General features: G+C 65.0%; 18 protein-coding genes and 1 tRNA gene. 8 read left to right on the top strand and 11 right to left on the bottom strand.

The annotated features are described in order from the left end of the window. Positions 1–72: 72 nt before the first annotated feature. Positions 73–1,269, bottom strand: coding sequence for an MFS transporter (locus HMPREF2550_RS09915; protein WP_210400227.1), 1,197 nt, complete (start codon positions 1,267–1,269; stop codon positions 73–75). A gap of 24 nt (positions 1,270–1,293) precedes the next feature. Next, on the bottom strand, positions 1,294–1,734 hold the full coding sequence (locus HMPREF2550_RS09910) for a MarR family winged helix-turn-helix transcriptional regulator (RefSeq protein WP_070790900.1): 441 nt from the start codon (positions 1,732–1,734) through the stop codon (positions 1,294–1,296). Positions 1,735–1,873: 139 nt separating this feature from the next. Here HMPREF2550_RS09910 and HMPREF2550_RS09905 point away from each other — a divergent pair, with 139 nt between their 5' ends. Then, positions 1,874–2,968, top strand: a complete 1,095-nt coding sequence (locus HMPREF2550_RS09905; RefSeq protein ID WP_070790899.1) for a DNA alkylation repair protein — start codon at positions 1,874–1,876, stop codon at positions 2,966–2,968. Positions 2,969–3,015: 47 nt separating this feature from the next. Here HMPREF2550_RS09905 and HMPREF2550_RS09900 read toward each other — a convergent pair. After that, positions 3,016–3,089: transfer RNA gene (locus HMPREF2550_RS09900), tRNA-Leu, on the bottom strand. Between the two features lie 117 nt (positions 3,090–3,206). Here HMPREF2550_RS09900 and polA point away from each other — a divergent pair. After that, positions 3,207–5,807 carry a DNA polymerase I gene (gene polA, locus HMPREF2550_RS09895; RefSeq protein ID WP_070790898.1) on the top strand — a complete coding sequence of 867 codons (2,601 nt, stop codon included), beginning with the start codon at positions 3,207–3,209 and terminating at the stop codon, positions 5,805–5,807. A 454-nt stretch (positions 5,808–6,261) separates the two neighbouring features. Here polA and HMPREF2550_RS09890 read toward each other — a convergent pair whose 3' ends face one another. Further along, a complete protein-coding gene (locus tag HMPREF2550_RS09890) occupies positions 6,262–6,999 on the bottom strand; it encodes a class I SAM-dependent methyltransferase (protein ID WP_070791129.1) in 738 nt (245 codons plus the stop codon). Between the two features lie 235 nt (positions 7,000–7,234). Here HMPREF2550_RS09890 and rpsA point away from each other — a divergent pair, with 235 nt between their 5' ends. From rpsA to HMPREF2550_RS09875, 3 genes are all read left to right on the top strand, one after another. Continuing rightward, the gene (rpsA, locus tag HMPREF2550_RS09885) at positions 7,235–8,698 is read left to right on the top strand and encodes a 30S ribosomal protein S1 (protein ID WP_070790897.1); all 1,464 of its coding nucleotides are present in this window, start codon (positions 7,235–7,237) and stop codon (positions 8,696–8,698) included. Positions 8,699–8,776: 78 nt separating this feature from the next. Beyond that, complete coding sequence (gene coaE / locus HMPREF2550_RS09880; protein WP_070790896.1) at positions 8,777–9,385, top strand: dephospho-CoA kinase; 609 nt, start codon at positions 8,777–8,779, stop codon at positions 9,383–9,385. 57 nt (positions 9,386–9,442) lie between these two features. After that, positions 9,443–9,853, top strand: a complete 411-nt coding sequence (locus HMPREF2550_RS09875; protein ID WP_070790895.1) for a DUF4259 domain-containing protein — start codon at positions 9,443–9,445, stop codon at positions 9,851–9,853. Here the strand turns inward: HMPREF2550_RS09875 and HMPREF2550_RS09870 are convergent. The 6 genes from HMPREF2550_RS09870 to HMPREF2550_RS09845 are packed head-to-tail and all read right to left on the bottom strand — an operon-like array spanning position 9,795 to position 17,543. After that, the gene (locus tag HMPREF2550_RS09870; protein WP_168167707.1) at positions 9,795–11,513 is read right to left on the bottom strand and encodes a choline/carnitine O-acyltransferase; all 1,719 of its coding nucleotides are present in this window, start codon (positions 11,511–11,513) and stop codon (positions 9,795–9,797) included. The two genes, HMPREF2550_RS09875 and HMPREF2550_RS09870, sit on opposite strands and share 59 nt — an antisense overlap. A gap of 55 nt (positions 11,514–11,568) precedes the next feature. After that, a complete protein-coding gene (locus HMPREF2550_RS09865; RefSeq protein ID WP_070790894.1) occupies positions 11,569–13,182 on the bottom strand; it encodes an ABC transporter ATP-binding protein in 1,614 nt (537 codons plus the stop codon). A 4-nt stretch (positions 13,183–13,186) separates the two neighbouring features. Next, the gene (locus HMPREF2550_RS09860; protein ID WP_070790893.1) at positions 13,187–14,164 is read right to left on the bottom strand and encodes an ABC transporter permease; all 978 of its coding nucleotides are present in this window, start codon (positions 14,162–14,164) and stop codon (positions 13,187–13,189) included. Continuing rightward, positions 14,164–15,111 (bottom strand): ABC transporter permease, encoded by a 948-nt coding sequence (locus HMPREF2550_RS09855; RefSeq protein WP_070790892.1) that lies wholly within the window; start codon positions 15,109–15,111, stop codon positions 14,164–14,166. The genes HMPREF2550_RS09860 and HMPREF2550_RS09855 overlap by 1 nt, the downstream gene beginning before the upstream one ends. A gap of 5 nt (positions 15,112–15,116) precedes the next feature. Then, a complete protein-coding gene (locus tag HMPREF2550_RS09850; protein WP_070790891.1) occupies positions 15,117–16,670 on the bottom strand; it encodes an ABC transporter substrate-binding protein in 1,554 nt (517 codons plus the stop codon). Between the two features lie 3 nt (positions 16,671–16,673). Further along, positions 16,674–17,543, bottom strand: coding sequence for a TetR family transcriptional regulator C-terminal domain-containing protein (locus HMPREF2550_RS09845; protein WP_070790890.1), 870 nt, complete (start codon positions 17,541–17,543; stop codon positions 16,674–16,676). Between the two features lie 107 nt (positions 17,544–17,650). Between HMPREF2550_RS09845 and uvrB the strand changes: the two genes are divergently transcribed. The 3 genes from uvrB to HMPREF2550_RS09830 all read left to right on the top strand — a co-directional run bounded on the left by uvrB (position 17,651) and on the right by HMPREF2550_RS09830 (position 20,742). Beyond that, positions 17,651–19,744, top strand: coding sequence for an excinuclease ABC subunit UvrB (uvrB, locus tag HMPREF2550_RS09840; protein ID WP_070790889.1), 2,094 nt, complete (start codon positions 17,651–17,653; stop codon positions 19,742–19,744). A 25-nt stretch (positions 19,745–19,769) separates the two neighbouring features. After that, a complete protein-coding gene (locus HMPREF2550_RS09835; RefSeq protein WP_038590371.1) occupies positions 19,770–20,228 on the top strand; it encodes a universal stress protein in 459 nt (152 codons plus the stop codon). 70 nt (positions 20,229–20,298) lie between these two features. Continuing rightward, positions 20,299–20,742 carry a universal stress protein gene (locus HMPREF2550_RS09830; protein WP_038590374.1) on the top strand — a complete coding sequence of 148 codons (444 nt, stop codon included), beginning with the start codon at positions 20,299–20,301 and terminating at the stop codon, positions 20,740–20,742. A gap of 67 nt (positions 20,743–20,809) precedes the next feature. Here the strand turns inward: HMPREF2550_RS09830 and HMPREF2550_RS09825 are convergent, their stop codons facing one another. Further along, on the bottom strand, positions 20,810–23,011 hold the full coding sequence (locus tag HMPREF2550_RS09825) for a HelD family protein (RefSeq protein ID WP_246819802.1): 2,202 nt from the start codon (positions 23,009–23,011) through the stop codon (positions 20,810–20,812). Positions 23,012–23,062: the final 51 nt, after the last annotated feature.

Below are 23,062 nucleotides of genomic sequence, written 5' to 3'. Positions count from 1 at the left end.
ACCGCAAACCACCCGACTAAACCTGCACGCAACGCCTGCGCGCCAGCAAGCCTGGCGCGCCACAGGCATGCCCTAAACAATCCGACCCAGGTGGCGCTTGCCGCCGAAGAGGATGAGCAGCGAGATGCCCAGACTGGCTGCGCCGAACCAGTAGGGCATCCCAGCCCCGCGGGCCGTGGCAAGCGGGCCGGAAACGGCGGGGGCGAGCGCGCCACCCAGGAAGCGCAAGCCGGAGTAGGTTGACGAGGCGACGTTGCGCGGCAGGTGGGTGGCCTCCATGACGGCCTCGGTAAGCACGGTGTTAAACACGCCGATAAACAGACCCGCGAGAATCACCAGCACGATGATGGCGGTGAGGTGTTCTGCGGCGAAGCCGAGCGCGGCCAGCAGGATGCCGAAGCCGCCCAGAATGACGATCAGCACCGGGAACAGCCCGAGTCCTTGCACGAGGCGGGGCGCGAGGAAGACGGAAGAGACCGCGAGCGTGAGCCCCCAGCCGAAGAAGACAAAGCCTAGCTCGATCGCGCCGAAGTCTTTCCCGGCCGCAGCGGCCGCCGCGTCGATGGGGTAGGGGGAGTAGGCGAGCAGGGTGAAGAAGCCGAAGTTGTAGAAGAAGGCCACGAGCCCAAGTGTGAGCAGCGCGGGCTCTTTGAGGGCGGTCAGCCCTGCCGTGAAGTCGACCGGCTCAGGCGTATGCGAGCGCGAGTGGAGCAGTGTGGCGATAGCGATAAACCCGATGGCCATGAGGGCGGCTGTGCCGTAGAAGGGGGCGCGCCAGGAGATCTCGCCAAGCAGGCCGCCGGCAAGCGGGCCGACGGCGAGGCCGACGCCCATAGCGGCCTCGTACAGGATGATCGCCTGCCCGGCGCTGCCGGCTGCCGCGCCGACGATCGCGGCGAGAGCGGTTGAGATAAACAGTGCGTTGCCCAGGCCCCAGCCCGCGCGGAAGCCGATGATCGCGTCCACCGAGCACGCCGCGCCGGAGAGGAAGGAGAAGACGACGATCAGCGCGAGCCCGATCAAGAGCGTGACCTTGACCCCAATTCGGGAGGAGATGAACGCACTGAAGAACATCGCGAGCGCCGTAATCAGCAGGTAGCTGGTAAACAGCAGCATCGTCTGCGTCGGCGACGCGTGCAGCTCCCGGCTAATCGCCGGCAGGATCGGGTCGACGAGCCCGATACCCATGAACGACACGGCGCAGGCAAAGGCAAGGGCCCAGACGGCGACGGGCTGGTTCAGGATGGAGTGCGGTTCTTCGTTGTGCAAGGGTGTGGCCTCCTTTGGGGGTCGTTAGCGGTTGGTGGACAGCTCCTCGGTGATGTGCTGGAGGAGTTCGGCGGCGCGCTTGAGGCAGGCGACGTCTTCGTCGTCAAGCGACTCGAGCACCGGCACGATCTGTGCGGCGGAGTCGGCGCGGTACTGCAGGAGGATGTCGCGGCCCTTGTCGGTGATCATGAGGTCGGTGGCGCGTGCGTCTTCGGGGGAGGGGTGGCGGGTGATGAAGTTTTCGTCGACAAGCTTCTTTATTGCCTGACTCATTGACGGTTGTGTGATACCCTCACGACGTGCGAGTTCGCCGACTCTGAGGCCCGGTTCGCGGTTAATCGCGGCCATCGCGCGCAGCGAGACGTAGGAGAGTTGGACTGGGGTGGCCTGGTACGCGGTCCGCGCGAAGCGGCTGCTGGCCCACACGAGGTCGTTGGCCAGTTGTTTCTGAGGGTCGTTATCCATAGGGGGAATATATATACAAGCTATGGAAATTGCAAGCGCGAAAAAGCCCGGCGGTGAGGTGGCACCAAGGGTGTGCCCCAGCTGAGACGCACATTCGGGTCGTGCACGAGCGCTCCCGCGCAAGGTAGAGTGCACAGCCATGGCCCCCAAAATGAAGGACTATTTCAACGAGGACACAGCGAGAAAACTCGGTGCCCAACTTGACATTGACGGCGAGGAGTACGCCGCGTGGGTCGCGCCGCGCGTCGAAGGTCTAGAGATTTCGGACCGCGTCACCGTCTTTGCGCAGGGGCTTCAGCAGCGGCTTGTGGGGGATTACGCGGGGGTGGTTGGCGGGATCGTCGATAAGCTTGGGCCCGAGCTTGCGGAGGGGGAGGGCTACTTCAACCATGCATTCCACCTGTGGCCGGTCAGCCGTTTCATTGAGCTGTACGGGGTGGATGAGCCGGACGTTTCTTTGGATGCGATCGAGGCGCTCACGCGGGCTTTTACTGGCGAGTGGGCGGTGCGTCCCTACTTGGAGCGCTATCCGGAGCGCACCTTGGCGCGGGTGCATGGGTGGGCTGGCTCGGACAGCCACAACGTGCGCCGCCTCGCTTCCGAGGGCATCCGCCAGCGCCTGCCCTGGGCGAAGGTGCACACGCCGTTTGTGGAGGACCCCTCGCCGATCATTCCGGTCTTGGATCGGCTTTACGACGACGCTTCGCTGTTCGTGCGCAAATCCGTCGCAAACAACCTCAACGACATCGGGCGCACGCACCCTGAGCTCGCGCTCGCCACCGCCGCGCGCTGGGCTGACAGCGGCACGCCGCACGCTGCGTGGGTGGTGGAACGGGGGCTGCGCGGGCTGATCAAGCGAGGCCATAGCGAGGCCTTGGAGCTTGTTGGCTTCTCGACGCCTACCGCACTCACCACCTCCCGCCCCGAATTCCCCAGTGCCGTGGCCATCGGGGAGAAGGCCACCCTTTCAGCGACGCTCACCAACACAAGCGATGCCGCCGTCAACGTGCTCGCCGAGTACCGCGTGCATTTTTTGAAGAAGAACGGTGCGAGGAAGCCGAGCGTGTTCCGCCTCGGCAAATTCACGCTTGAGCCGGGTGAAACCCGTGTGGTGACCAAGTCGCACCCGTTTCGCGTGGCGAGTACGCGCACCTACTATCCGGGCACGCAGGCGCTCAGCGTGGTCATCAACGGACGAGAAGGCGAGCTGGTGGACTTCGAGCTCACCGAGTAGCTACAGCTACAGCGCGAAAAAGCCCCGCGTTGAAACGGGGCGAAGCGTGCCCCAGGTGAGACTCGAACTCACACTGGACGGGTTTTGAATCCGTTGCCTCTGCCAATTGGGCTACTGGGGCTCGCGGGAAAGCTTAACCCATCTGCGCGCCGATCCGGAAATTGCCGGCCACGGGCGGCGGCTAGACTGGGGCACCGTGACTGATCAAAAACGCCTTCTGCTCATCGACGGACACTCCATGGCCTTCCGCGCCTTCTACGCACTGCCCGCGGAGAACTTCTCCACCACGGGCGGCCAGCACACGAACGCGGTCTACGGCTTCCTCTCCATGTTTGCCAACATCCTCGCCGAGGAGGCACCGACGCACGTCGCGGTGGCCTTCGACGTGGGCCGCAAAACCTTCCGCACGGAGCGCTTCCCGGAGTACAAGGCGCAGCGCGAATCGGCACCGCCGGAGTTTAAGGGCCAGGTGCCGATCATCGAGGACGTGCTGCACAGCCTGGGCATCGTGACCCTGTCGAAGGAAAACTTCGAGGCCGACGACATCGTCGCCACGCTGGTGACCCAGGCGCGCGGGGACTTCGAGATCGTCATCGTCACCGGCGACCGCGACTACCTGCAGCTTGTCGACGCCACCACCACCGTCCTCTACCCAACCCGCGGCGTCTCGACGCTCACCCGGTTTACCCCGGAGGAGGTGGAGCGCAAGTACGGGCTCACCCCAGAGCAGTACCCGGATTACGCAGCGCTGCGCGGGGACCCTTCGGATAACCTGCCGAGCGTGCCGAAGGTGGGGGAGAAGACGGCGACGAAGTGGATCGTGCAATACGGCTCGCTGAAAGAGCTGATCGCGCATGCCGACGAGATCAAGGGCGTGGCCGGCAACAACTTCCGCGAGCGCATCGAGCAGGTCCAGCTCAACCGGGAGCTGACCCAGATGGTCACCGACGTCGAGCTGCCCGTCGGCCCGGAGGACTTGGAGCTCAAGACCGCCGACGTGAGCGAGGTATCCAAGGACTTCGACGACCTGCAGTTCGGCGCGAACCTGCGCGAGCGCGTGCTCGCCGCCGTGCCCACCGACGGCGAGGACGCCAGCGCTCAGCCGCCGGTGGAGCTGCCGGAGGTGGAGGTTTCCGAAGAGCCGCTCGACACCTGGCTGAAGGCGCGCCGCGGCGAGGGCCTGGCACTCTACCTGTCCGGTACGGCGGTGCCGGCGGGTGGAGATGTGACGGGTTTGGGGATCGTCGATAAGCAGCGGCGCGGCATCCAGCGCGACACCGCCGACCTTTCCCCGGCCGAGGACGCGGCGCTCAAGGCGTGGCTGGAGTCGGAGGACCCGAAGTATTGCCACGACGCGAAGGCGGCCTACCACATGCTGCGCGGGCGCGAGATCACGCTGCGCGGCATCGCGCACGACATGGCGATCGCCGCCTACCTGCTGCGGCCCGGGCAGCGCACCTACGAGCTGGAGGACGTCTACCAGCGACACCTGCAGCGCCAGCTCACGATCGGCGGCGACCAGCTGAGCTTGCTCGCCGACACTTCGCTTATCGACGCCGCCGCGGCCGTCCTCGAACTCGCCGAAGCACTCACCGCGCAACTGCGCGAGATCGACGAGTACGAGCTCTACGCCGACCTCGAAGTGCCACTGGTGACGATCCTGGCCGAGATGGAGCACACCGGCATCGCCGTCGACCGCGACGTGCTCGAGGCGCAGCGCAAGGACTTCGCCGACAAGGTCACGCAGGTCGAGGAGAAAGCCCGCGCGCTTGTCGACGAGCCCGACCTCAACCTGTCCAGCCCGAAGCAGCTCTCGGTGGTGCTCTTTGACAAGCTCGCGCTGCCGAAGACGAAGAAGACGAAGACCGGGTATTCGACGGCCGCCGCCGAGATCGAATCGCTCGCGGAGAGGCATCCGCACGAATTCCTCGACTACCTGCTGCTGCACCGCGAGTACCAGAAGATGAAGTCCACCATCGAGGGCCTCATCAAGGCGATCCACGACGACGGGCGGATCCACACCACCTTTAAACAGACTGTCGCCTCGACTGGACGCCTAAGCTCTGCGGACCCGAACCTGCAGAACATCCCGGTGCGCACCGACGCGGGGCGCGAGATCCGCTCCGCGTTCACCGTGGGCCAAGGCTACGACTGCCTGCTGACCGCCGACTATTCGCAGATCGAGATGCGCGTGATGGCGCACCTCTCTCGTGATGAGGGCCTCATCGAGGCGTACAAGGCGGGGGAGGACCTGCACAACTTCGTCGGCTCGCGCGTGTTCGACGTGCCGATCGACGAGGTCACCCCGGAGCTGCGCCGCCGCGTGAAGGCGATGAGCTACGGCCTGGTCTACGGGCTCTCAGCCTACGGGCTGTCGAACCAGCTGGGCATTACCCCCGGTGAGGCGAAGCAGATTATGGAGAGCTACTTCGAGCGCTTCGGCGGGGTCAAACGCTACCTCGACGAGGTGGTCGAGCAGGCGCGTCGGGACGGGTACACCTCGACGGTGTTTGGCAGGCGTCGCTATCTGCCGGAGCTCAATAGCGACAACCGGGTCGCGCGCGAGAACGCCGAGCGCGCGGCGCTGAACGCGCCGATCCAGGGCACGGCCGCCGACATTATTAAGGTGGCGATGGTGCGCGTCGACCACGCACTTGAAGGCTACGACTCGCGCGTGCTGCTGCAGGTCCATGACGAACTCGTCGTGGAGATCGCCGATGGCGAGCTCGACGCGGTGCGCGAGATTGTGGAGCGCGAAATGGACCAGGCGATCACGCTGCGCGTCCCGCTGGAGGTCTCCGCCGGCACGGGTAAGAACTGGAACGAGGCTGCGCACTAAAAGGGCACGAGCTTCTTACCTCGTCACCGGCGGGCGCGGGGCGTGCATAGCCCTTGCAAGGGCAGTACACCCCCGCGCCCGTCTCCGTCCATAGCTCCTCGCCCCCAAGAAGAGCTATGCCCCCCGGTCCCCCCAGTGGTGAGGTATCCCCCAATACCTCGGGTTTCTTCCCTCTTCATTTTTCAATGCCCCCCTGCTGGGGAAGAGGTTTCCGGTGTGGTTCCGCTGGGCCGTTCCGAAAACCAAGGGTGACTTTAACAGCTTCAGAGCCTGCTGCCAGCGGACCGTTATTGGTCATTCAGCTATGAGTGATGTTTTATATTTTTCGGCAGATTTCACAATGTGGGATTCCTGTGACCTGCGGCGCTGCCGGATGGGCGAAACGGCCGAAGCGTACGGCATAAAATAGCGACTATGTTCGCCAACCTTCTGCTTACCCTATCCGGGGGAAAGGCTATGCCGCGCGCGTGGAGAAGATCGCGGTGCCTGGAAAGAGCGCGCCACGCGCGGGTGACCACTGGCCCCAGGTGGTGGTGAGGTCGGTGGGCCAGGTGGGCTCGGTGACGTCGAGAAGCGAAAAGCCCGCGGTGCGCAGCGCGTGCACCCAGTCGCCGAAGGTGCGGTGGTACTCCGCGTAGGTGAGTGCGCCGCTGCTGTCGCGCTCCTCGTAGGCGCGGTCAAAGTAGCTGATGGCGGCGGTGAAAATGTCTGGGTCGTCGGGGAAGACCCAGCGCATTGGGTGGGTGACGCTGAAGACGAAGCGGCCGCCTGGGCGCAGGACGCGGCGGATCTCAGCGAGCGCGACGTCGAGCTCGGCAACGAAGGGCAGCGCACCGAAGGCGGAGAAGACGGTGTCGAAGGCGTTATCCCGGTAGGGGATTGCGAGCACGTCGGCCTGGGTGAGCGCGAGGCCGTCCGCGGCGCGGGCGAGCATGCCGGCGGAGATGTCGAAGCCGGTAACAAGGCGCGCGCCTTGACTCGTGAGCCATTCGGTGCAGGCGGCGGAGCCGCAGCCGATTTCGAGGATGGAGGTGCCGGTGACGTCGCCGAGCAAGCGCGCGTCGGCCTCGTGCAGCATTTCCGGGCACCAGTAGAAGCTGGACAAATACTCAGTGTGATCGGCGTGGTAGCGCTGCGCGTCCGCGTCCCAAAAACGGCGGTTGGCTTGCGAGGCGGTGGGGCTTAAGCTCATAGGGCCTTTCGGGGTCGGGGAAAGGGCGGTGACGTGCATATATGATTTGCTCGCGCAGGTGGCAGGCAGTAGTGTGTTTGGGGCGTATCGCAGTATCGGGGCGACACCAGCCGTAATAGGAGGGCTCGGGTCGATCCTCGCGCGAGATCCACCCTGGAGTCAAACATGCCCAAGGTGTGAGAGATGCGCCCCTGTCCAATCACGATCTCCTATTCAATTCGGAGCACATACACTTATGCGCACTACTAACGCACCGCAGGTAGCCATCAACGACATCGGTGGCCCTGAGGAATTTCTCGCTGCAGTCGACGCCACCATCAAGTACTTCAATGATGGTGACATCGTCAGCGGCAAGGTGGTCAAGGTTGACCACGACGAGGTTCTGCTTGACATCGGGTACAAGACCGAAGGTGTCATCCCGACCCGCGAGCTGTCCATCAAGCACGACGTCGACCCGGACGAAGTGGTCGAGGTCGGCGATGAGATTGACGCGCTTGTCCTGACCAAGGAGGACAAGGAAGGCCGCCTCATCCTGTCCAAGAAGCGTGCTCAGTACGAGCGTGCTTGGGGCACCATCGAGGAGCTGCAGAACAACGACCAGCCGGTTACCGGTACGGTCATCGAGGTCGTCAAGGGTGGCCTCATCCTGGACATCGGGCTGCGCGGCTTCCTGCCGGCATCCCTGGTTGAAATGCGCCGCGTCCGCGACCTGGAGCCGTACATCGGCCAGGAGCTCGAGGCGAAGATCATCGAGCTGGACAAGCACCGCAACAACGTCGTCCTGTCCCGCCGCGCGTACCTGGAGGAGACCCAGTCCGCGGTTCGCTCCGACTTCCTGCACCAGCTGCAGAAGGGCCAGGTACGCAAGGGTGTCGTGTCCTCCATCGTCAACTTCGGCGCTTTCGTCGATCTCGGCGGTGTCGACGGCCTGGTCCACGTGTCCGAGCTGTCCTGGAAGCACATTGACCACCCGTCCGAGGTTGTCACCGTTGGCGACGAGGTCACCGTCGAGGTGCTCGACGTCGATCTGGACCGCGAGCGCGTCTCCCTGTCGCTGAAGGCGACTCAGGAGGATCCGTGGCGCGTCTTCGCCCGCACCCACGCTGTGGGCCAGATTGTGCCGGGCAAGGTCACCAAGCTCGTCCCGTTCGGTGCGTTCGTGCGCGTCGAGGAAGGCATCGAGGGCCTCGTCCACATCTCCGAGCTGGCCCAGCGCCACGTCGAGGTGCCGGACCAGGTTGTCAACGTCGGCGAAGAGGTCATGGTCAAGGTCATCGACATCGACCTGGACCGTCGTCGCATCTCCCTGTCGCTCAAGCAGGCTGACGAGGACTTCACCGAGGAGTTCGATCCGTCCCGCTACGGCATGGCCGACTCCTACGACGAGCAGGGCAACTACATCTTCCCGGAGGGCTTCGACCCGGAGACCAACGAGTGGATGGAAGGCTACGACGAGGCTCGCCAGGAGTGGGAGGCACGCTACGCCGAGGCAGAGCGTCGCCACCAGGCACACGCCGCACAGGTCGAGCGTCACCGCGCCGCAGCTGCCGAGGCCGCGGACCAGGCAGCAGACCAGGCAAACTACTCTTCCGACTCCAGCGCTGCAGCTCCGGCAGCCGAGCCGGCAGAGTCGTCCATGGGCTCCCTGGCTTCCGATGAGCAGCTCGCCGCACTGCGCGACAAGCTCACCGGCAACTAAACTCGCTTGAGTATCGGCCCGCGCCGGCGTCGCTTACCGACGTCCGGCGCGGGCCCTTTGTGTTCTATCATCGCCTTTATGTACATGATCGGACTTACCGGCGGCATCGGCAGCGGCAAATCGACGGTCGCCGAGATGCTGCGCGCCCACGACTTGCCAGTTGTCGACGCCGACCAGATCGCCCGGGACATCATGGAACCGGGCTCTCCCGTGCTGGATGACGTCGCCGCGGTGTTCGGCGCGGACCTCATCGGCTCGGATGGGGCGCTCGACCGGGCGGGGCTGGCCGCCCGCGCGTTCGTCTCCGAAGAGCAGACGCAGAAGCTCAACGCGATCACGCACCCGGCGATTCGTGCGGAATCGGCGCGACGCTTCAGTCAGCTCGAGCGGGCAGGCGAGAAGGCCGCTGTCTACGACATGCCCTTGCTCATCGAGCTCGGCATGAACAAAGACATGGACATGACAGTCGTGGTGGACGTGGACGCCGATGAGCGGGTGCGCCGCCTTGTGGCGCACCGCGGGCTCTCTGAGGATGATGCGCGGAACCGAATCGAGCGTCAGATCCCAAACGCGCAGCGTCGCGCTGCCGCGGACGAGATCCTGGACAACAACGGCACGCTCGCCGATCTGGAACGGCAGGTGGAGGCGCTGACCGCGAAGATCACCAACATATTGCTTGGTGTTTAACCATTGTTTGCCTAGGCGACAACCCTGGGAAACTTCGCTGGCTTAGATTCTTTCCCCATGGGTACGTGGAACTATGGGCCGTTTGATAATGACCACGCGCTTGATGCCGTGCGCGCACTCGCGGACGGCTCTTTCAAGATGGATCGGTTCCGCTTCGATTGCGGCGAGCTGCCTCTGGAATCCGCGCAGGCAGAAGTCGTCGTCGCGCTCGTGGCGGTGATGAACGGCCATCTGCCCTCCGACGAGTTCGAGGAGGCGCTCGCCTTCGAGTTCTCCTTCCACGACCGTATTTGGCTGAAAAGGCAGGTCAGGGAGCTGCTGACCGCCCGCGATTCAGACCTGTACGAGCAGTGGCAGGAGGCGGGCGAGCTGGATCAGTGGCTCGCCGCCACCCGGTACGCCACCGGCGTTAGCCGTCGAGCTCGCCACAGAACTGCCAAAGCAACTCGGAAGCGCGCGCGAGGTTAGCCAAAAACTCCTGCGGCTTCTCCGCGGTATCCGTGTTGTAGGACACACAGTATTCGGTGGCCGTCGCGTGCGGGGTGTAGGCGATGCCGAAGCCCTCCGGCAGCGTCGGCGCAAAGGCGTAGCGCACGATCTGGCTGGCGCTGCCGACGGAGGTGGTGGACAAGAAGTCCTTGCGCGCGGCAGTGACAACGGGATCGCGGAAGAAGGCGTCGGTCTCATGGGCGTCGAGATGCTCGAGCATTTGGATATGGCGGTCGATGCCGTTGCCGGACTTGCAGCGCTTCACCCATCCGCGGTGCGCGTCGGCCGCGGCGACGAGTTGCTCGCGGGTTGCGGTGCCAGCGACGAGGGCGCGTGCGAACGCGGCAGCCTCCGGGGTCAGCGCGCGTAGGCACTCGGTGCGCCCGGCGCGGTATTCGCGCATGTCTACCGCCTCGTAGACGGCGCGGACGCGGCCGTAGGTCAGCTGCTGCGCGATCGTCATGGTCAGCTGGGCGCTCGCGTCACGGCTGAACTTGAAGGGCAGGTCGGTAGGCGGGATGTCTATGGTGTGCAGCTCGACCGTGTAGGGAGTGGCCGGCGTGTTTGGGGTGTGGTCGAGGTCCCAGCGCAGCTCCTCGGCAGCGTGTTTGCTGAGGGTGCTGGATTCCTGGACCTGGGCGTCTTGCATGCGCGAAACCGCGGTGACGAGGGTGCCGCCGTCCTGGCAGGTGTGCTCGACGTGGACGGCGGTCCAGTCGCTGTCGAGGCCGAGCTGGTAGCTCAGCGGCTTGTACACCCACGCGCCGCGGGGACGGAACGCGAGGTCGGCAAGCAATGCGGCGTCGTCGCGCCCTGCAGCGTTGATCAGGTCGACGGTGAACAGTAGGTCGGCGAGGCGCTGGTAGGTGCGCGGGTTGTGCTCGATGAGCTCCGTGAGTTCCGATACATCGCCGGAGAGTGCGGCTGCGTTGAAGTCCGCCTGGTCGGGCGACGAGGTGCGCGCGGCGGCCAGCACCGTGTCCAGGTTCGCGGCGAGATACTCACGCGGGGTGATGTTGCCCTCGGCGTCGCTGATGGGGAGGGCGAACAGGCGGCCGTCGACGAAGACGCCGATCTCACGGTGCGCGGCCGACTTCGTGCAGATCGCGACCTCGTCGACCTCCGGGCGCGGGTGGCGCAGCCCACCGTTGAACACGAACCACTGGTTGAGCGTGATGCGGTTACCGCGCGCGTCCACGTCCGCCGGCAGCGCGTCGCTGGCCGCCTGCAGGTGGACGGTGGCGATGCGCTGGATGGCCGCGGCGGCGCGCTGCGACCCGGCGGCCTCGCCGCCCAAAGGAGCGAGCTGGAAGCCGACGTTCGTGCTCAACTGGAGCGGGCCGCGGACGGCGAGGTAGCCCTCGTACCACTCGTCGTGCAGCCAGTTCGTGCCCTCGTGCTCGCGTGTGGTGGCGCGGTCGCGCAGGGTGGCGTCGAGAAGCGGGCCCTTGCTCTGTGAGAAGTCCTCGATTACCCGGGAGGCGTGGGCGCGCTCGTCGTCATCGAGTACCGCGGAGAGGGCGGTGGCGTACTGCGCAAGTGTCTGCTCGAGCGGGGGAAGCGGCAGCGGCTTCAGATCAGCGGTGGCAGGGTGAGCGGAAAGGGAGTGCACATCGACGGTACGCAGGGTTTCGGACACGGTGTCACGCTTCCTTGAACAGGGGATAGTTACACTCCCTCAGCCTAGCGAGTCCCTACAGCGAAGGGATGTCCGCCAGCAGGTGTTTGGTGTAGTCGTGCTGCGGGTTGTGCAGCACCTCGTCCACCGGCCCATAATCGACGATCACGCCCTTGTTCAGCACCGCGATGCGGGTGGCCACGTGGCGGGCCAGCGCAATGTTGTGGGTGACGAAGAGCATGGACAGGCCGCGCTCGCGGCGCAGCTTGGCCAGCAGGCGCAGGATCGAGGCCTGCACCGAGACGTCGAGCGCGGAGGTGATCTCGTCGCACACCAGCACGGAAGGTGCGTTGACCAACGCGCGCCCGATCGCGGCGCGCTGGCGCTCGCCGCCGGAGAGGTCGCCGGGGCGGCGGTCGTAGAAGCTGGGATCCAGCTGGACCGCCTCGAGGACCTCGTGGACCACCTCGCGCTGCTTGGCGCGGGGTAGGCGCTTCGACATCTCCATCGGCACGCTCAGCGACTCACCGATGGTGCGCCGCGGGTTGAGCGAGGAAAACGGGGACTGGAAGATGTACTGCACACCCTGGCGCTGATCCAGCGTGCGCTCGCGGCTGCTGTGCTCGAGTTCCTCGCCGCGGAAGCGGACGGAACCGGTGTAGCCCGGGTTCAGCCCCGCGATCGAGCGGGCAAGCGTAGTTTTGCCGGAGCCGGATTCGCCGAGCAACAGGGTTGACTCGCCTTCTTCGAGCTCGAGGTTGATGCCGTGGAGGACCTTGTTGTCGCCATAGGACATCTCGAGGTTGCGCACCTCGAGGAGCGGAGTCTCGCTGCGTTCGGCGGGCGCGACGTCTTGGAGCTCGGCGATGTTCTTCTTGCCCTCCAGGTCGGGGATGGAGGCCAGGAGCTTCTTGGTGTAGCGATGCAGGGGAGAGTAAAGCACCTCGTGGGCAGTGCCGACTTCCACGATGTCGCCGCGCAGCATCACGATCACGCGGTCGACCAGTTCCGCGACTACGGCTAGGTCGTGGGTGATGTAGAGTGAGGCGACGCTGTGGCGCTGCGTCATCTCGCGGATGGTTTCCAGCACGTGCGCCTGGGTGGAGACGTCGAGGCCGGTGGTGGGCTCGTCGAGAATGAGCACGTCCGGGTGCAGGGCAAAGGCCATCGCGATGCCCACGCGCTGCTGCTGCCCGCCCGAGAGCTGGTGCGGCCAGCGGGCGAGGTACTCGTCCGTGTCCGGCAGGTCCACGTCGCGCATGACCTCGCGGATGCGGGCGAGTTTGTCGCCGTCGTAGTTGTGCTCGTCGAGGACCTCGCGGATTTGCTCGCCGATGCGCATGGCGGGATTCAGACTGAGCGCCGGGTCCTGGGGGACGTAGGCGACACGGGACCCGCGCATGTTGCGCAGTTCATCCTCGTTGAGGCTCAGCACGTCAATGTTGTCGTTGTTACGGGTGTGGAGGGTGATCGTGCCGTCGGTAAGCGAGAGCCCCGAGCGGCAGTGGCCAAGGGCTGCGAGCCCGGCGGTGGTCTTGCCCGAGCCGGACTCGCCGACCAGGCCGACGATCTCGCCGCGGTGCAGCTCGAAGTCGATGCCGTGGAGGATCTCGGTGCCGTCGTTGGCGCGGATGCGCAGGTCGCGGACCTCGAGCACGACCTCAGCGGAGGGGGTAATAGCGGTCGACATGGGGTTAGGCCTCCTCGGTGTGGCGGATCGGTTCGTTCTTCGGCTGGCGGGCAGCCTCTAACTCCTCCGCGGTCGGCTTGGCGGGCATTGCGGTGGACGCGGTGGCGCGTGCGGTGGCGTCGGCAAGCATGTTGGTGCCGATCGTCAAAAGCGCAATCGCCAGCACCGGCAGAAGCACGCCCCAGGGCTGCAGCGAGAGCGCGATGCGGTTCTCGTTGATCATCAGGCCCCAGTCCGCGGCCGGCGGCTGGATGCCCAGGCCCAGGAAGGACAGCGAGGCGATTGAGCCGATGGAGTAGGTCAGGCGCAGCCCGGCCTCGACGGCGAGCGGGCCGGTGATGTTCGGCAGGATCTCGCGGGTGAGGATGCGGCTGTGCGGCATGGAGTACATCTGGGCGGCGCGGATGTAGTCCTCGTTGGTGACTGACATGGTCGAGGCGCGTGCCACGCGCGCGATGCGCGGCGCGTGGGTGAGCCCGATGACCAGCACTAGCACGGTTGCCGACGGCCCGAAGATCACGATCGCCAACATGGCGAAGATGAGCTGTGGGAAGGCGAGGATGACGTCGTTAAGCCGCATGAGCACCGAATCGACCCAGCCGCCGGTGTAGCCCGCGACCATACCGATGATAGTGCCCACGATCATGCCGAGTGCGGTGGCGAGGAAGGCCGTAACCAGCAGCACCAGGCCGCCGGCGATGAAGCGGGAGAACACGGAACGGCCCAGGTTGTCCGTGCCGAAGGTGCCCTCATTGGTAAAGGGTAGGCCGAGGAACTCGGTGGTGGAGTAGCCGGTGATCTGCTCGGCGAAGAGGTATCCGATCACCGTGCAGATGACGATCAGGCTGGTCAGCACAAGGCCTACCTTGCCTTCCGGCTGGGCCCAAATGCGGGCGAGCACGGGGGCCGGTTTGGACAAGGAGACCTTCAGCTCATCGTCCGGGGACACGGTGGATTCCGGGGTGGTGTGAGGCGTTGTCATCAGTTGCTCCTCAGCTTCGGGTTGGCCATGATGCTCACGATGTCGGCGATGAGGTTCACCACGACGTAGACCACGGCGATCAGGAGGGACACAGCTTGTACGACTTGGACGTCGCGGTAGTTGACGGCGTCGATCAGCGCGACACCTAGGCCCGGGTACCTAAAGAGGTACTCGACGACCACGATGCCGCCGGCGAGCCACGCGAGCTGGATCGCTACGACCTGCGCGATCGGGCCGACGGCGTGCGGCAGCGCGTGGCGGAAGATCACGCGGCGCTCGGGCACGCCCTTCAACCGCGCCATCTCGACGTAGCCAGAGTCCAGGGTTTCCACCATCGTCGCGCGCGTCATGCGTGCGATGTAGGGGCTGACCACCAGCGCGAGCGTGAGCGTCGGCAGGATCAGCTGCGCGGGGAACTCCCACACGTGGCTGCCGGGCGGGGACATCGTCACCGCGGGCAGGACCTGGAAGACAGAGGTGGCAAAGATGGTGATCAGCGCGATACCGATGACAAACTCCGGCATGGCCGCAAGGATCAGCGTGACCCAGGTGATCGCCTGGTCACGCTTGTAGCCGCGCCACCAGGCCGCGTAAATGCCCACGAGGATGCCCACTGGGATCGACACCAGCGCGGCGAGCAGCATGAGCACGAGCGAGTTGGCCAGCGGCTCTCCGAGCAGCTCCACGACCGGGCCGCCCGTCGAGGTAGACGTGCCCAGATCGCCAGTAAACAGGCCGCCCAGCCATAGGAAGTAGCGCTGGATCGGGGGCTTGTCCAGGTTCATTTCCGCCTCGAGCGCGGCGATGCGCTCGGGCGTGGCCTGCTGGCCGAGGATCGCAGTTGCGGGCGAGCCCGGCAGCAAAAGCGTGGCGCAAAAGATGATGATGGACACCGCGATGAGGATGAAGATACTCACCGCGAGTCGTCGCAGAATAAATTTCCCCATTGCTGTTATGCCTCCGCAATCCAGATTTGGTGGAAGTTAGCGTGTGAAAGCGGCACACCGCTCGGGTGAGGGGTGAGGCCGACGATGTAGTTGTGGTAGGCGTCGATCTGGTTGGCAAAGCCCCAGATGATGTACCCGCCCTCGTCGTAAAGCTCTTGCTGCAGCTCGCGGATGCGCGCCTCGCGCTGTTGCTTATCGACGATCGCGCGCGCCTCATACACCCGGTCGGTGAAATCCTCGCGCACCCAGTGCGTCTCGTTGAACGGCGAGTCCGCGGTCGCGCACTGGTTGACCTGCTGCAGGAAGTTGCGGGTGTACCAGAACGACTGCGCAAACGGGTACTCCAAGTAGTTGCCCGAGGCGTAGAAGGTCGAGGCATCAACCTGCTTGATGTTGACCCTGATTCCGGCCTGGCTTGCCTGCTCGGCGAAGACTTGGGCCGCGCGCACCGCGCCGGATTGGATCTCGGAGGTAACAAGGTCGACCTCGATGCCGTCCGGGTAGCCGGCCTCGGCGAGTAGCGCCTTCGCCTTCTCCACGTCCTGCTCGCGCTGCGGGAAGGCCGCAGGGTACGCGTCGTCGTACCGCGCGAACATGTCGTTGCCCAGCTGTCCTTCGCCGGAGTAGACCTGGTCGACCATCTGCTGACGGTTGACGGCAAGCCGCATCGCCTGACGTACGCGGAGGTCGTCGAAGGGCTCGACATCGACGCGCATGGTTAGCGGCAGCCACATGCCGGTCTCGGACACCAGCGTGTCCAGGCGCGGGTCGGACTCGATGACGCGCGCGAGCGCGTGGTTCAGGCTGCCGATCGCGTCGACTTGGGATGACAGCAGCGCGTTGAGCATCGCGTCTTCTTCCTGGAAGTCGATGATGCGCACCTTGTCCAGGTGGGCTGGCCCGGCCCAGTAGTTTTCGTTGCGTTCCAAGGTGGTTGACTGGCCCGCAGTAAAGTCCTTGAGCTTGAACGCACCGGCACCGATCGGGTGCTTCGGGTCGTAGTCCTCCGGCACGATGCCCATCTGGTACTCGGCGAGCGAGTCCACCAGCGCGGCGTCTGGCTCAGAAAGGCGCAGCAGGAGCCGACGCTCGTCGAGCACCTCCATGTCCGCGAGATGGGCGATTGAGGCGGCACCGGACTTCGGGTCCTCGGGGTCGCGGATGCGGTTATAGGAGAACATGACGTCCTCAGGCCGGACCGGGCGGCCGTCGGAAAACTGCACGCCCTCGCGCAGCGTGATGGTCCACTCCGTCGCGTTGTCGTTCGGCTCGATGGCCTCGGCAAGGAGGTATTCCAGGTTGTAGTCGTCGTCGCGGCGCGCCAGTGCGTCGTACAAGTTAATCACGCGGGCGGCGTCACTGGTGCTGGTGGGCACGTGCGCGTCGATCGTGTCGGTGGAGGAGCCACCGACGAGCCCGATGCGCAGCGTGCCGCCCTTGCGCGGGGGACCGGAGGTATCGATTTCCTCCACGGGGGCGGTCGAACACGACGCGAGCGCTAGCGTCGCCCCTCCCATCACCGTGGCGCGCAGGAGCTGCCTGCGGCTGAGTTGCAACATGTGCTACACCGTTCTTTCGTCTTGGTCGTTTCCAGCAGAGGGGGTTGAGGCAATTGGCGGCCCGCCGCTGTCGCTGCTGGCCATCCACCCGCGCACACTCGCGCTGAAGATTTCGCGGATGCTCAGCGGGTCGAGAGCGCCTGCGAGCAACCGGACTCCGAGCCCGTCGATAAGCGCGGTCAGCGAGGCGATCATGACCTGCGGGTCGCCGGACACAAACTCGCCGCTGGCCATGCCTTCCTCGACAATCGGCAGCAATTCCTGCTGCCAGCGTGCATAGGCGATCTCAGTGGCCTGCTGGGCGTCGGCAAAAGCGGCGGAGGAGGACCAGAACTGTGCCCAGGTCGCCCACTCCTGGCGGGACTCCGGCGAGCCGTCGAGCTGAATGGCAAAGAGGGCGCTCAGGCGCTCGGCCGGCGTGGCGAGGGTGTGGGCGCGTGCGCGGCGCTGCGCACCTTGGCGGGAGCACTCGTCGAGCGTGGCGAGGAAGATCTCGTTTTTGCTAGGGAAGTAGTAGTGGACCGCTGAGGGGGACAGGCCGGCGGCCGTGGCGATATCGGCGACGGTGACCGCCTGGTAACCGCGCTGGGTAAACAGCGGCCATGCGGCGGCGACAATAGCGCGCTTGCGGGTCTGTCGTGCACGATCGCGTGTGGACGTACCCGGCTCGCTGACCGTGGCGAGGGACTGCGCGTCGACTCCGGTGAGCGCGGCCAACTGGGCAAGCTCAGTCGCGCTGAAGCGGCGGACGCCGGAGAGCGACTTGGACAGCTTGCTTGCGTCGATGCCCAAGTGCGCGGCGACGTCGCGGTGGCGAAGGCCGGCTGCGGCGATAGCAGCGCGTGCAGCGTTGCGTGGCTGAGCACTAGTCATGATGACAACCGTATGAATTCCTGGCAGAAGTCGCAACCGTTTGATGCTTAGTGTAAAAAACTATCGCAACTTCGCCCCTTTCGGGGGCAACGCGTATGGTTGTGGGCATGGCTTTTGCTGCAGAACACCCGGTCCTGGCGCACTCTGAATTCCGCCCCGTCGGCGAGATCGAGCGGCGCGAGAAGCCCTTCGAGGTGGTCTCCGAGTTCGAGCCTTCGGGCGATCAGCCCGCGGCGATTGCGGAGCTGGACGAAAGGCTGCGCCGCGGGGAGGAAGACGTGGTGCTCATGGGTGCCACCGGTACCGGTAAGTCCGCTACCGCCGCCTGGTTGATTGAGCAGCAGCAGCGCCCGACTCTGGTGATGGCCCCGAATAAGACGCTTGCCGCGCAGCTCGCCAACGAGTTACGCCAGCTGCTGCCTAACAACGCGGTCGAGTACTTCGTGTCCTACTACGACTACTACCAACCAGAGGCGTACATCGCGCAGACCGATACGTACATTGAAAAGGACTCGTCGATTAATGACGATGTGGAGCGCCTGCGCCACTCGGCGACCTCGGCGCTGCTTTCACGACGCGACGTCGTGGTGGTCTCCTCCGTGTCGTGTATCTACGGTCTTGGCACCCCGCAGTCCTACCTGGATCGCTCCATTGTGCTGCGCGTGGGCGAGGAGGTCGAACGTGATCGCTTCCTGCGGCTGCTTGTCGACGTGCAGTACGAGCGCAACGACGTCGACTTCAAGCGCGGCACCTTTCGCGTCAAGGGCGACACCGTGGACATCATCCCCGCCTATGAGGAAGTCGCGGTGCGTGTGGAGTTCTTCGGCGACGAGGTCGACGAGCTCTACTACATCCACCCGCTCACCGGGGATGTGCTCAGCCAGGAAGACGAAGTCCGCATCTTCCCGGCCACCCACTATGTGGCCACTGACGAGCGCATGGAAAAGGCGATTGAGGCGATCAAGGAGGAGCTCGCGGACCGGCTCGAGGAACTGGAGAATAAGGGCAAGCTGCTCGAGGCACAGCGCTTGCGCATGCGCACCGAGTACGACCTGGAGATGATCCAGCAGGTCGGGTTCTGCTCCGGCATTGAGAACTATTCGCGGCACATGGACGGCCGCGGCCCCGGCTCCGCACCGGCGACGCTCATTGACTATTTCCCAGAGGACTTTCTCACTATCATCGACGAGTCCCACGTCACTGTGCCCCAGATCGGCGGCATGTTTGAGGGCGATATGTCGCGCAAGCGCAACCTGGTGGAGTTTGGGTTTCGCCTGCCGAGTGCCGTCGATAATCGGCCCCTGACCTTCGACGAGTTTGAGGCCCGCGTGGGCCAGACCGTGTACATGTCGGCTACGCCGGGCGACTACGAGCTCGAGGCGGCGCACGGCGAGTTTGTCGAGCAGGTCATCCGCCCAACCGGCCTGGTGGATCCGAAGGTGACGGTCAGGCCGACGAAGGGACAGATCGACGACCTCATCGAAGAGGTACGCAAGCGCGTCGAGAAGCAGGAGCGCGTGCTCGTGACCACGCTGACGAAGCGGATGGCCGAGGACCTGACCGACTACCTGCTCGACCATGGCATCAAGGTGCGCTACCTGCACTCCGACATCGACACCCTGCAGCGCGTTGAGCTGCTGCGCCAGCTGCGTCTTGGCGAGTTCGACGTGCTCGTCGGCATTAACCTGTTGCGCGAGGGCCTCGACCTGCCGGAGGTCTCGCTCGTGGCGATCCTGGATGCGGATAAGGAGGGCTTCCTCCGCTCGACAAAGTCGCTGATCCAGACCATCGGCCGCGCCGCCCGCAACGTGTCCGGCGAGGTCATCATGTACGCCGACCAGGTCACCGAGTCGATGCAGCAGGCTATCGACGAAACCGAGCGCCGCCGCGAGAAGCAGCTCGCCTACAACAAGGAACACGGCATTGACCCGCAGCCGCTGCGCAAGAAGATCGCCGACATCTTGGACCAGGTCTACGAGAACGCCGACGCCGAGAGCGCCGGCGCTGGCGAGGCGGCGGTGGTAGCCAAGCCGGACACCTCGACTATGGCCTCTGACGAGGTGCAATCGCTTATCGACGACCTGACGAAACAAATGGGCGACGCCGCCCGCGAGCTCAAGTTCGAGCTGGCGGGTCGCCTGCGTGATGAGATCGCGGACCTGAAAAAGGAACTCCGTGGTATGAAAGACACAGGAAACTAAGACTAGAAAGGCGCATCGACGCACCATGCATTCCTATAACTCGATCGCAGTAGGTACCGACGGCTCGCCGACGTCGCTCGTCGCTGTCCGCGCGGCAGCGAGCCTCGCCCGCGTCTACGACGCACAGCTGACGGTCATCTGCGCGCACTACACGGCCTCCGGCTCGATGCTGAACTCCACTAACGCGGAGTTGAGCAAAATTGACATCGTCACCGAGACCGGCTCGCAGGAAATCCTCGCCCGCGCCCGCGCCATCGCAGAGGAGGAACAGGCACCGCGGATCAACGTGGTTTCCAAGGCGGGCCAACCGGCGAACGTGCTGCTCGAGTCGGTTGCGGAGTACGAGGTCGACCTGCTCGTGGTGGGCAACAAGGGCATGCGTTCGCTGGCGGGCAGGCTCTTCGGCAACATCCCCGGGAACGTGGCGAAGAAGGCACCAGTAGACGTTATGCTGGTGGACACCAGGGCAGAGGGACACGACTAACCAATAGGGTCGGGTCCGGAGTATCATGTGTAAAGATTCCCCAACTTGATGAAAGGTCATCCACTACACCATGGCTGATTACTACAACACCATCGTCGTCGGCTCTGACGGATCTAAGTCCTCCTTGCTTGCAGTGGAGCGTGCAGCAAAGATGGCCGCGGCCTTCGACGCGACGCTGGTCATTGGCACGGCCTACTACCGCAGTGAGGAAGACGCTTCCAAGGCGCTCCGTCAGGACTCGGTAACCATCCTGGGCGATGATCAGGCGTTGAAGAACCTGGAGGAAGCTGCTGAGCACGCGCGTAGCTTCGGTGTTTCGGACGTGCAGACCGCGACGCGCCCGGGTACCCCGGTTGAGGCGCTCATGGCGATCGTCAACGACAACAACGCTGAGCTGCTGGTGGTTGGTAACCGCGGCATCAACTCGCTGACCGGCCGCCTGCTCGGCTCCGTGCCGGCAGATGTGGCCCGCCAGTCCGACTGTGACGTGATGATCGTCCACACCGTCAAGTAAATACGTTCACACAAAACCGGCCGCCTCTCGCAGAGAGACGGCCGGTTTTGTTGTGCGCGGTGGGGGATTAAAGCTCGCCGATCACCGTTAGGCTCTGGGTCGCGCGAGTGGCGGCGACGTAGAGATCCTGCAGGCCCTGCGGTGAGGCGTCGATGATGCGGCGGGGATCAACCAGGATGACGTGGTCGAACTCCAGCCCCTTCATCTGGGCAACGTTGTCTGCGTCGATGATGGCGACCATCCTGCCATCGGCCTGCAGTGAACCAACAACCTCCGCCGGATCTGTGCCTGCCGGCAGGTGGCGCACGGGGACGCCGGTCTCGCGGATCGCCACCGATGAGCTTGCCTCGGGGTCGATCTCGGTGAGGAGTTCGTCGGCGTACTCCATCACCTCGGCGGGGGTCCGGTAGTTCACCGTCAGCTGATGGGTGCGGAAGCGCTCGCCCACGAAAGGCTCGAGGGTTGTGGCCCAGTCGTCGCTGCCGGCGGGGGAGGAGGTCTGCGCGGTATCGCCCACCAGCGTCATCCACTTCGATGGGCAGCGGCGGAAGACCATCCGCCACTCCATCGGTGTGAGCTCTTGAGCTTCGTCGACGATGACGTGGCCGTAGGCCCAGGTGTGGTCCTCGCGGGCGCGCTGAGCCGTGGAGCGAATGTCGGTGACACGCTGGCGGCTGGCCAGGGTCTCGGCGTCGATAACGTCGGCGGCGGAAAGGATCTCGGCCTCGAACTGGTCGTCGTCGTTATCCGTCGACTCGGAGGACGCCAACACGTCGAGCGCGTCCTCGGCTTCCTCCACGAGCTGTCGCCACTGCGCCTCCTCCTTGGCCTTCTGTTCGGTGGGGTCGGTGACGCCGATGAGGACGGACAGCTCGTCGTAAAGCGCGGTGTCTGAAGGATAAAACCCTGTGCTCGGCGCGCGGTAAAGCGCATCCTGGGTGTAGGCATCGTAGTCGCCGGCGACGGTCTCGATGCGGGCGCGGTCGGTGAGCGTGGCCTCGAGTACCTCGGCTGGGTCGAGCTCGGGGAAGTACTCGTTGACCAAGTCGATGACCTGCTGCTCCTCAGCGAGATCGTCGTGGAGCTGGTCCACGTCGGCGGTGGACAGGAGGTTCTCGCCGCCGAGCGGGTCGCGCCCGATGCGATCGGCGAGCGCCTCCGCGAGCGACTGCGTGAGGTGTTCCGCGAAGAACTCGCGCGCCTGATTGTGCGGCTTGCGGGAGCGGCGCGCACGCGTCCGTGCCGCCTTGACCATGGTCGGGGTCGCCGCGATGTCGACCGAGCCGATCTTCAGCGGCACCGGAGCAGCAGGGACCGTCTCGTAAGCCTGGACGGCGCGCTTAAGGATGGTGACCATCTCCTCGGAGCCTTTCACCTCGCGCGCTGCCGCCGACTCACCGCTGGCGGTTGGGCGGAAGCCGGGCACCAGATCCTCGATGGTCGAAAGCACCACGCCGGTCTCGCCCAGCTCCGGCAACACCCGCGAGATGTAGTCCAAAAAGGCGGGGTTCGGCCCGATGATGAGCACACCGGTACGCGAAAGCTGCTCGCGCCACGTGTACAAAAGGTACGCCACCCGGTGCAGCGCGACCGCGGTCTTGCCAGTGCCGGGCCCGCCCTGCACCACCATCACGCCGCGGGTGGGGTCGCGGATGATCTCATCCTGTTCGCGTTGGATCGTCTCCACGATGGAGCGCATGTGTCCCGTGCGGGCGGCGTTCATCGCGTGCCGCAGGGCTGCCTCGGAGCCGACGTTGCCGCGCTCGACCTCCGCGTCGAGGCCTTCCCCGGCGAGTACTTCATCATCCACGGCGGTGACAGTGCGCCCCCGCATGCGGATGTTGCGCCGCTGCTCCACACCCTCTGGGTGCGCGGTGGTGGCGAGGTAGAAGGGGCGCGCGAGCGGGGCCCGCCAGTCGAGGAGCAAGGTGCGGTAGTTGTCCTCGCGGTCGTCCATGCCCATTCGCCCGATGTAGCGCCGCTCCAAGCCTTCGCGGCCGGGCACTGGGTTTTCCACCTCGTCGTCAGCCACATCGATACGCCCGAAGACGAGACCCACCTCGGCGATGTTCAGTGCGTCGAGTTTCGCGTTAAGTCCGTGGTACTCGGTCTCGCGCCGCACGAGCGCATCCGAGTCGGGGTTGTCTGGATCCACGTCGCGCTGCACTGCGGCAAGCTTTTCCTGCGCCGCTGTCACCTCTGCGTCGAGGTGCGCAAAGAGCGTGTCCACATACGCCTGTTCGGCTGCGATGTTCTCGGGGGTTCCCACCCGGTCATTCCTCCTCACGGTTGGTCGCGGGGTGTACCGCTGTAGCAACAA

The organism is Corynebacterium sp. HMSC074A01 (assembly GCF_001831515.1).
Classification (GTDB): Bacteria; Actinomycetota; Actinomycetes; order Mycobacteriales; family Mycobacteriaceae; genus Corynebacterium.
This window is presented reverse-complemented; position numbering and strand designations above follow the sequence as displayed.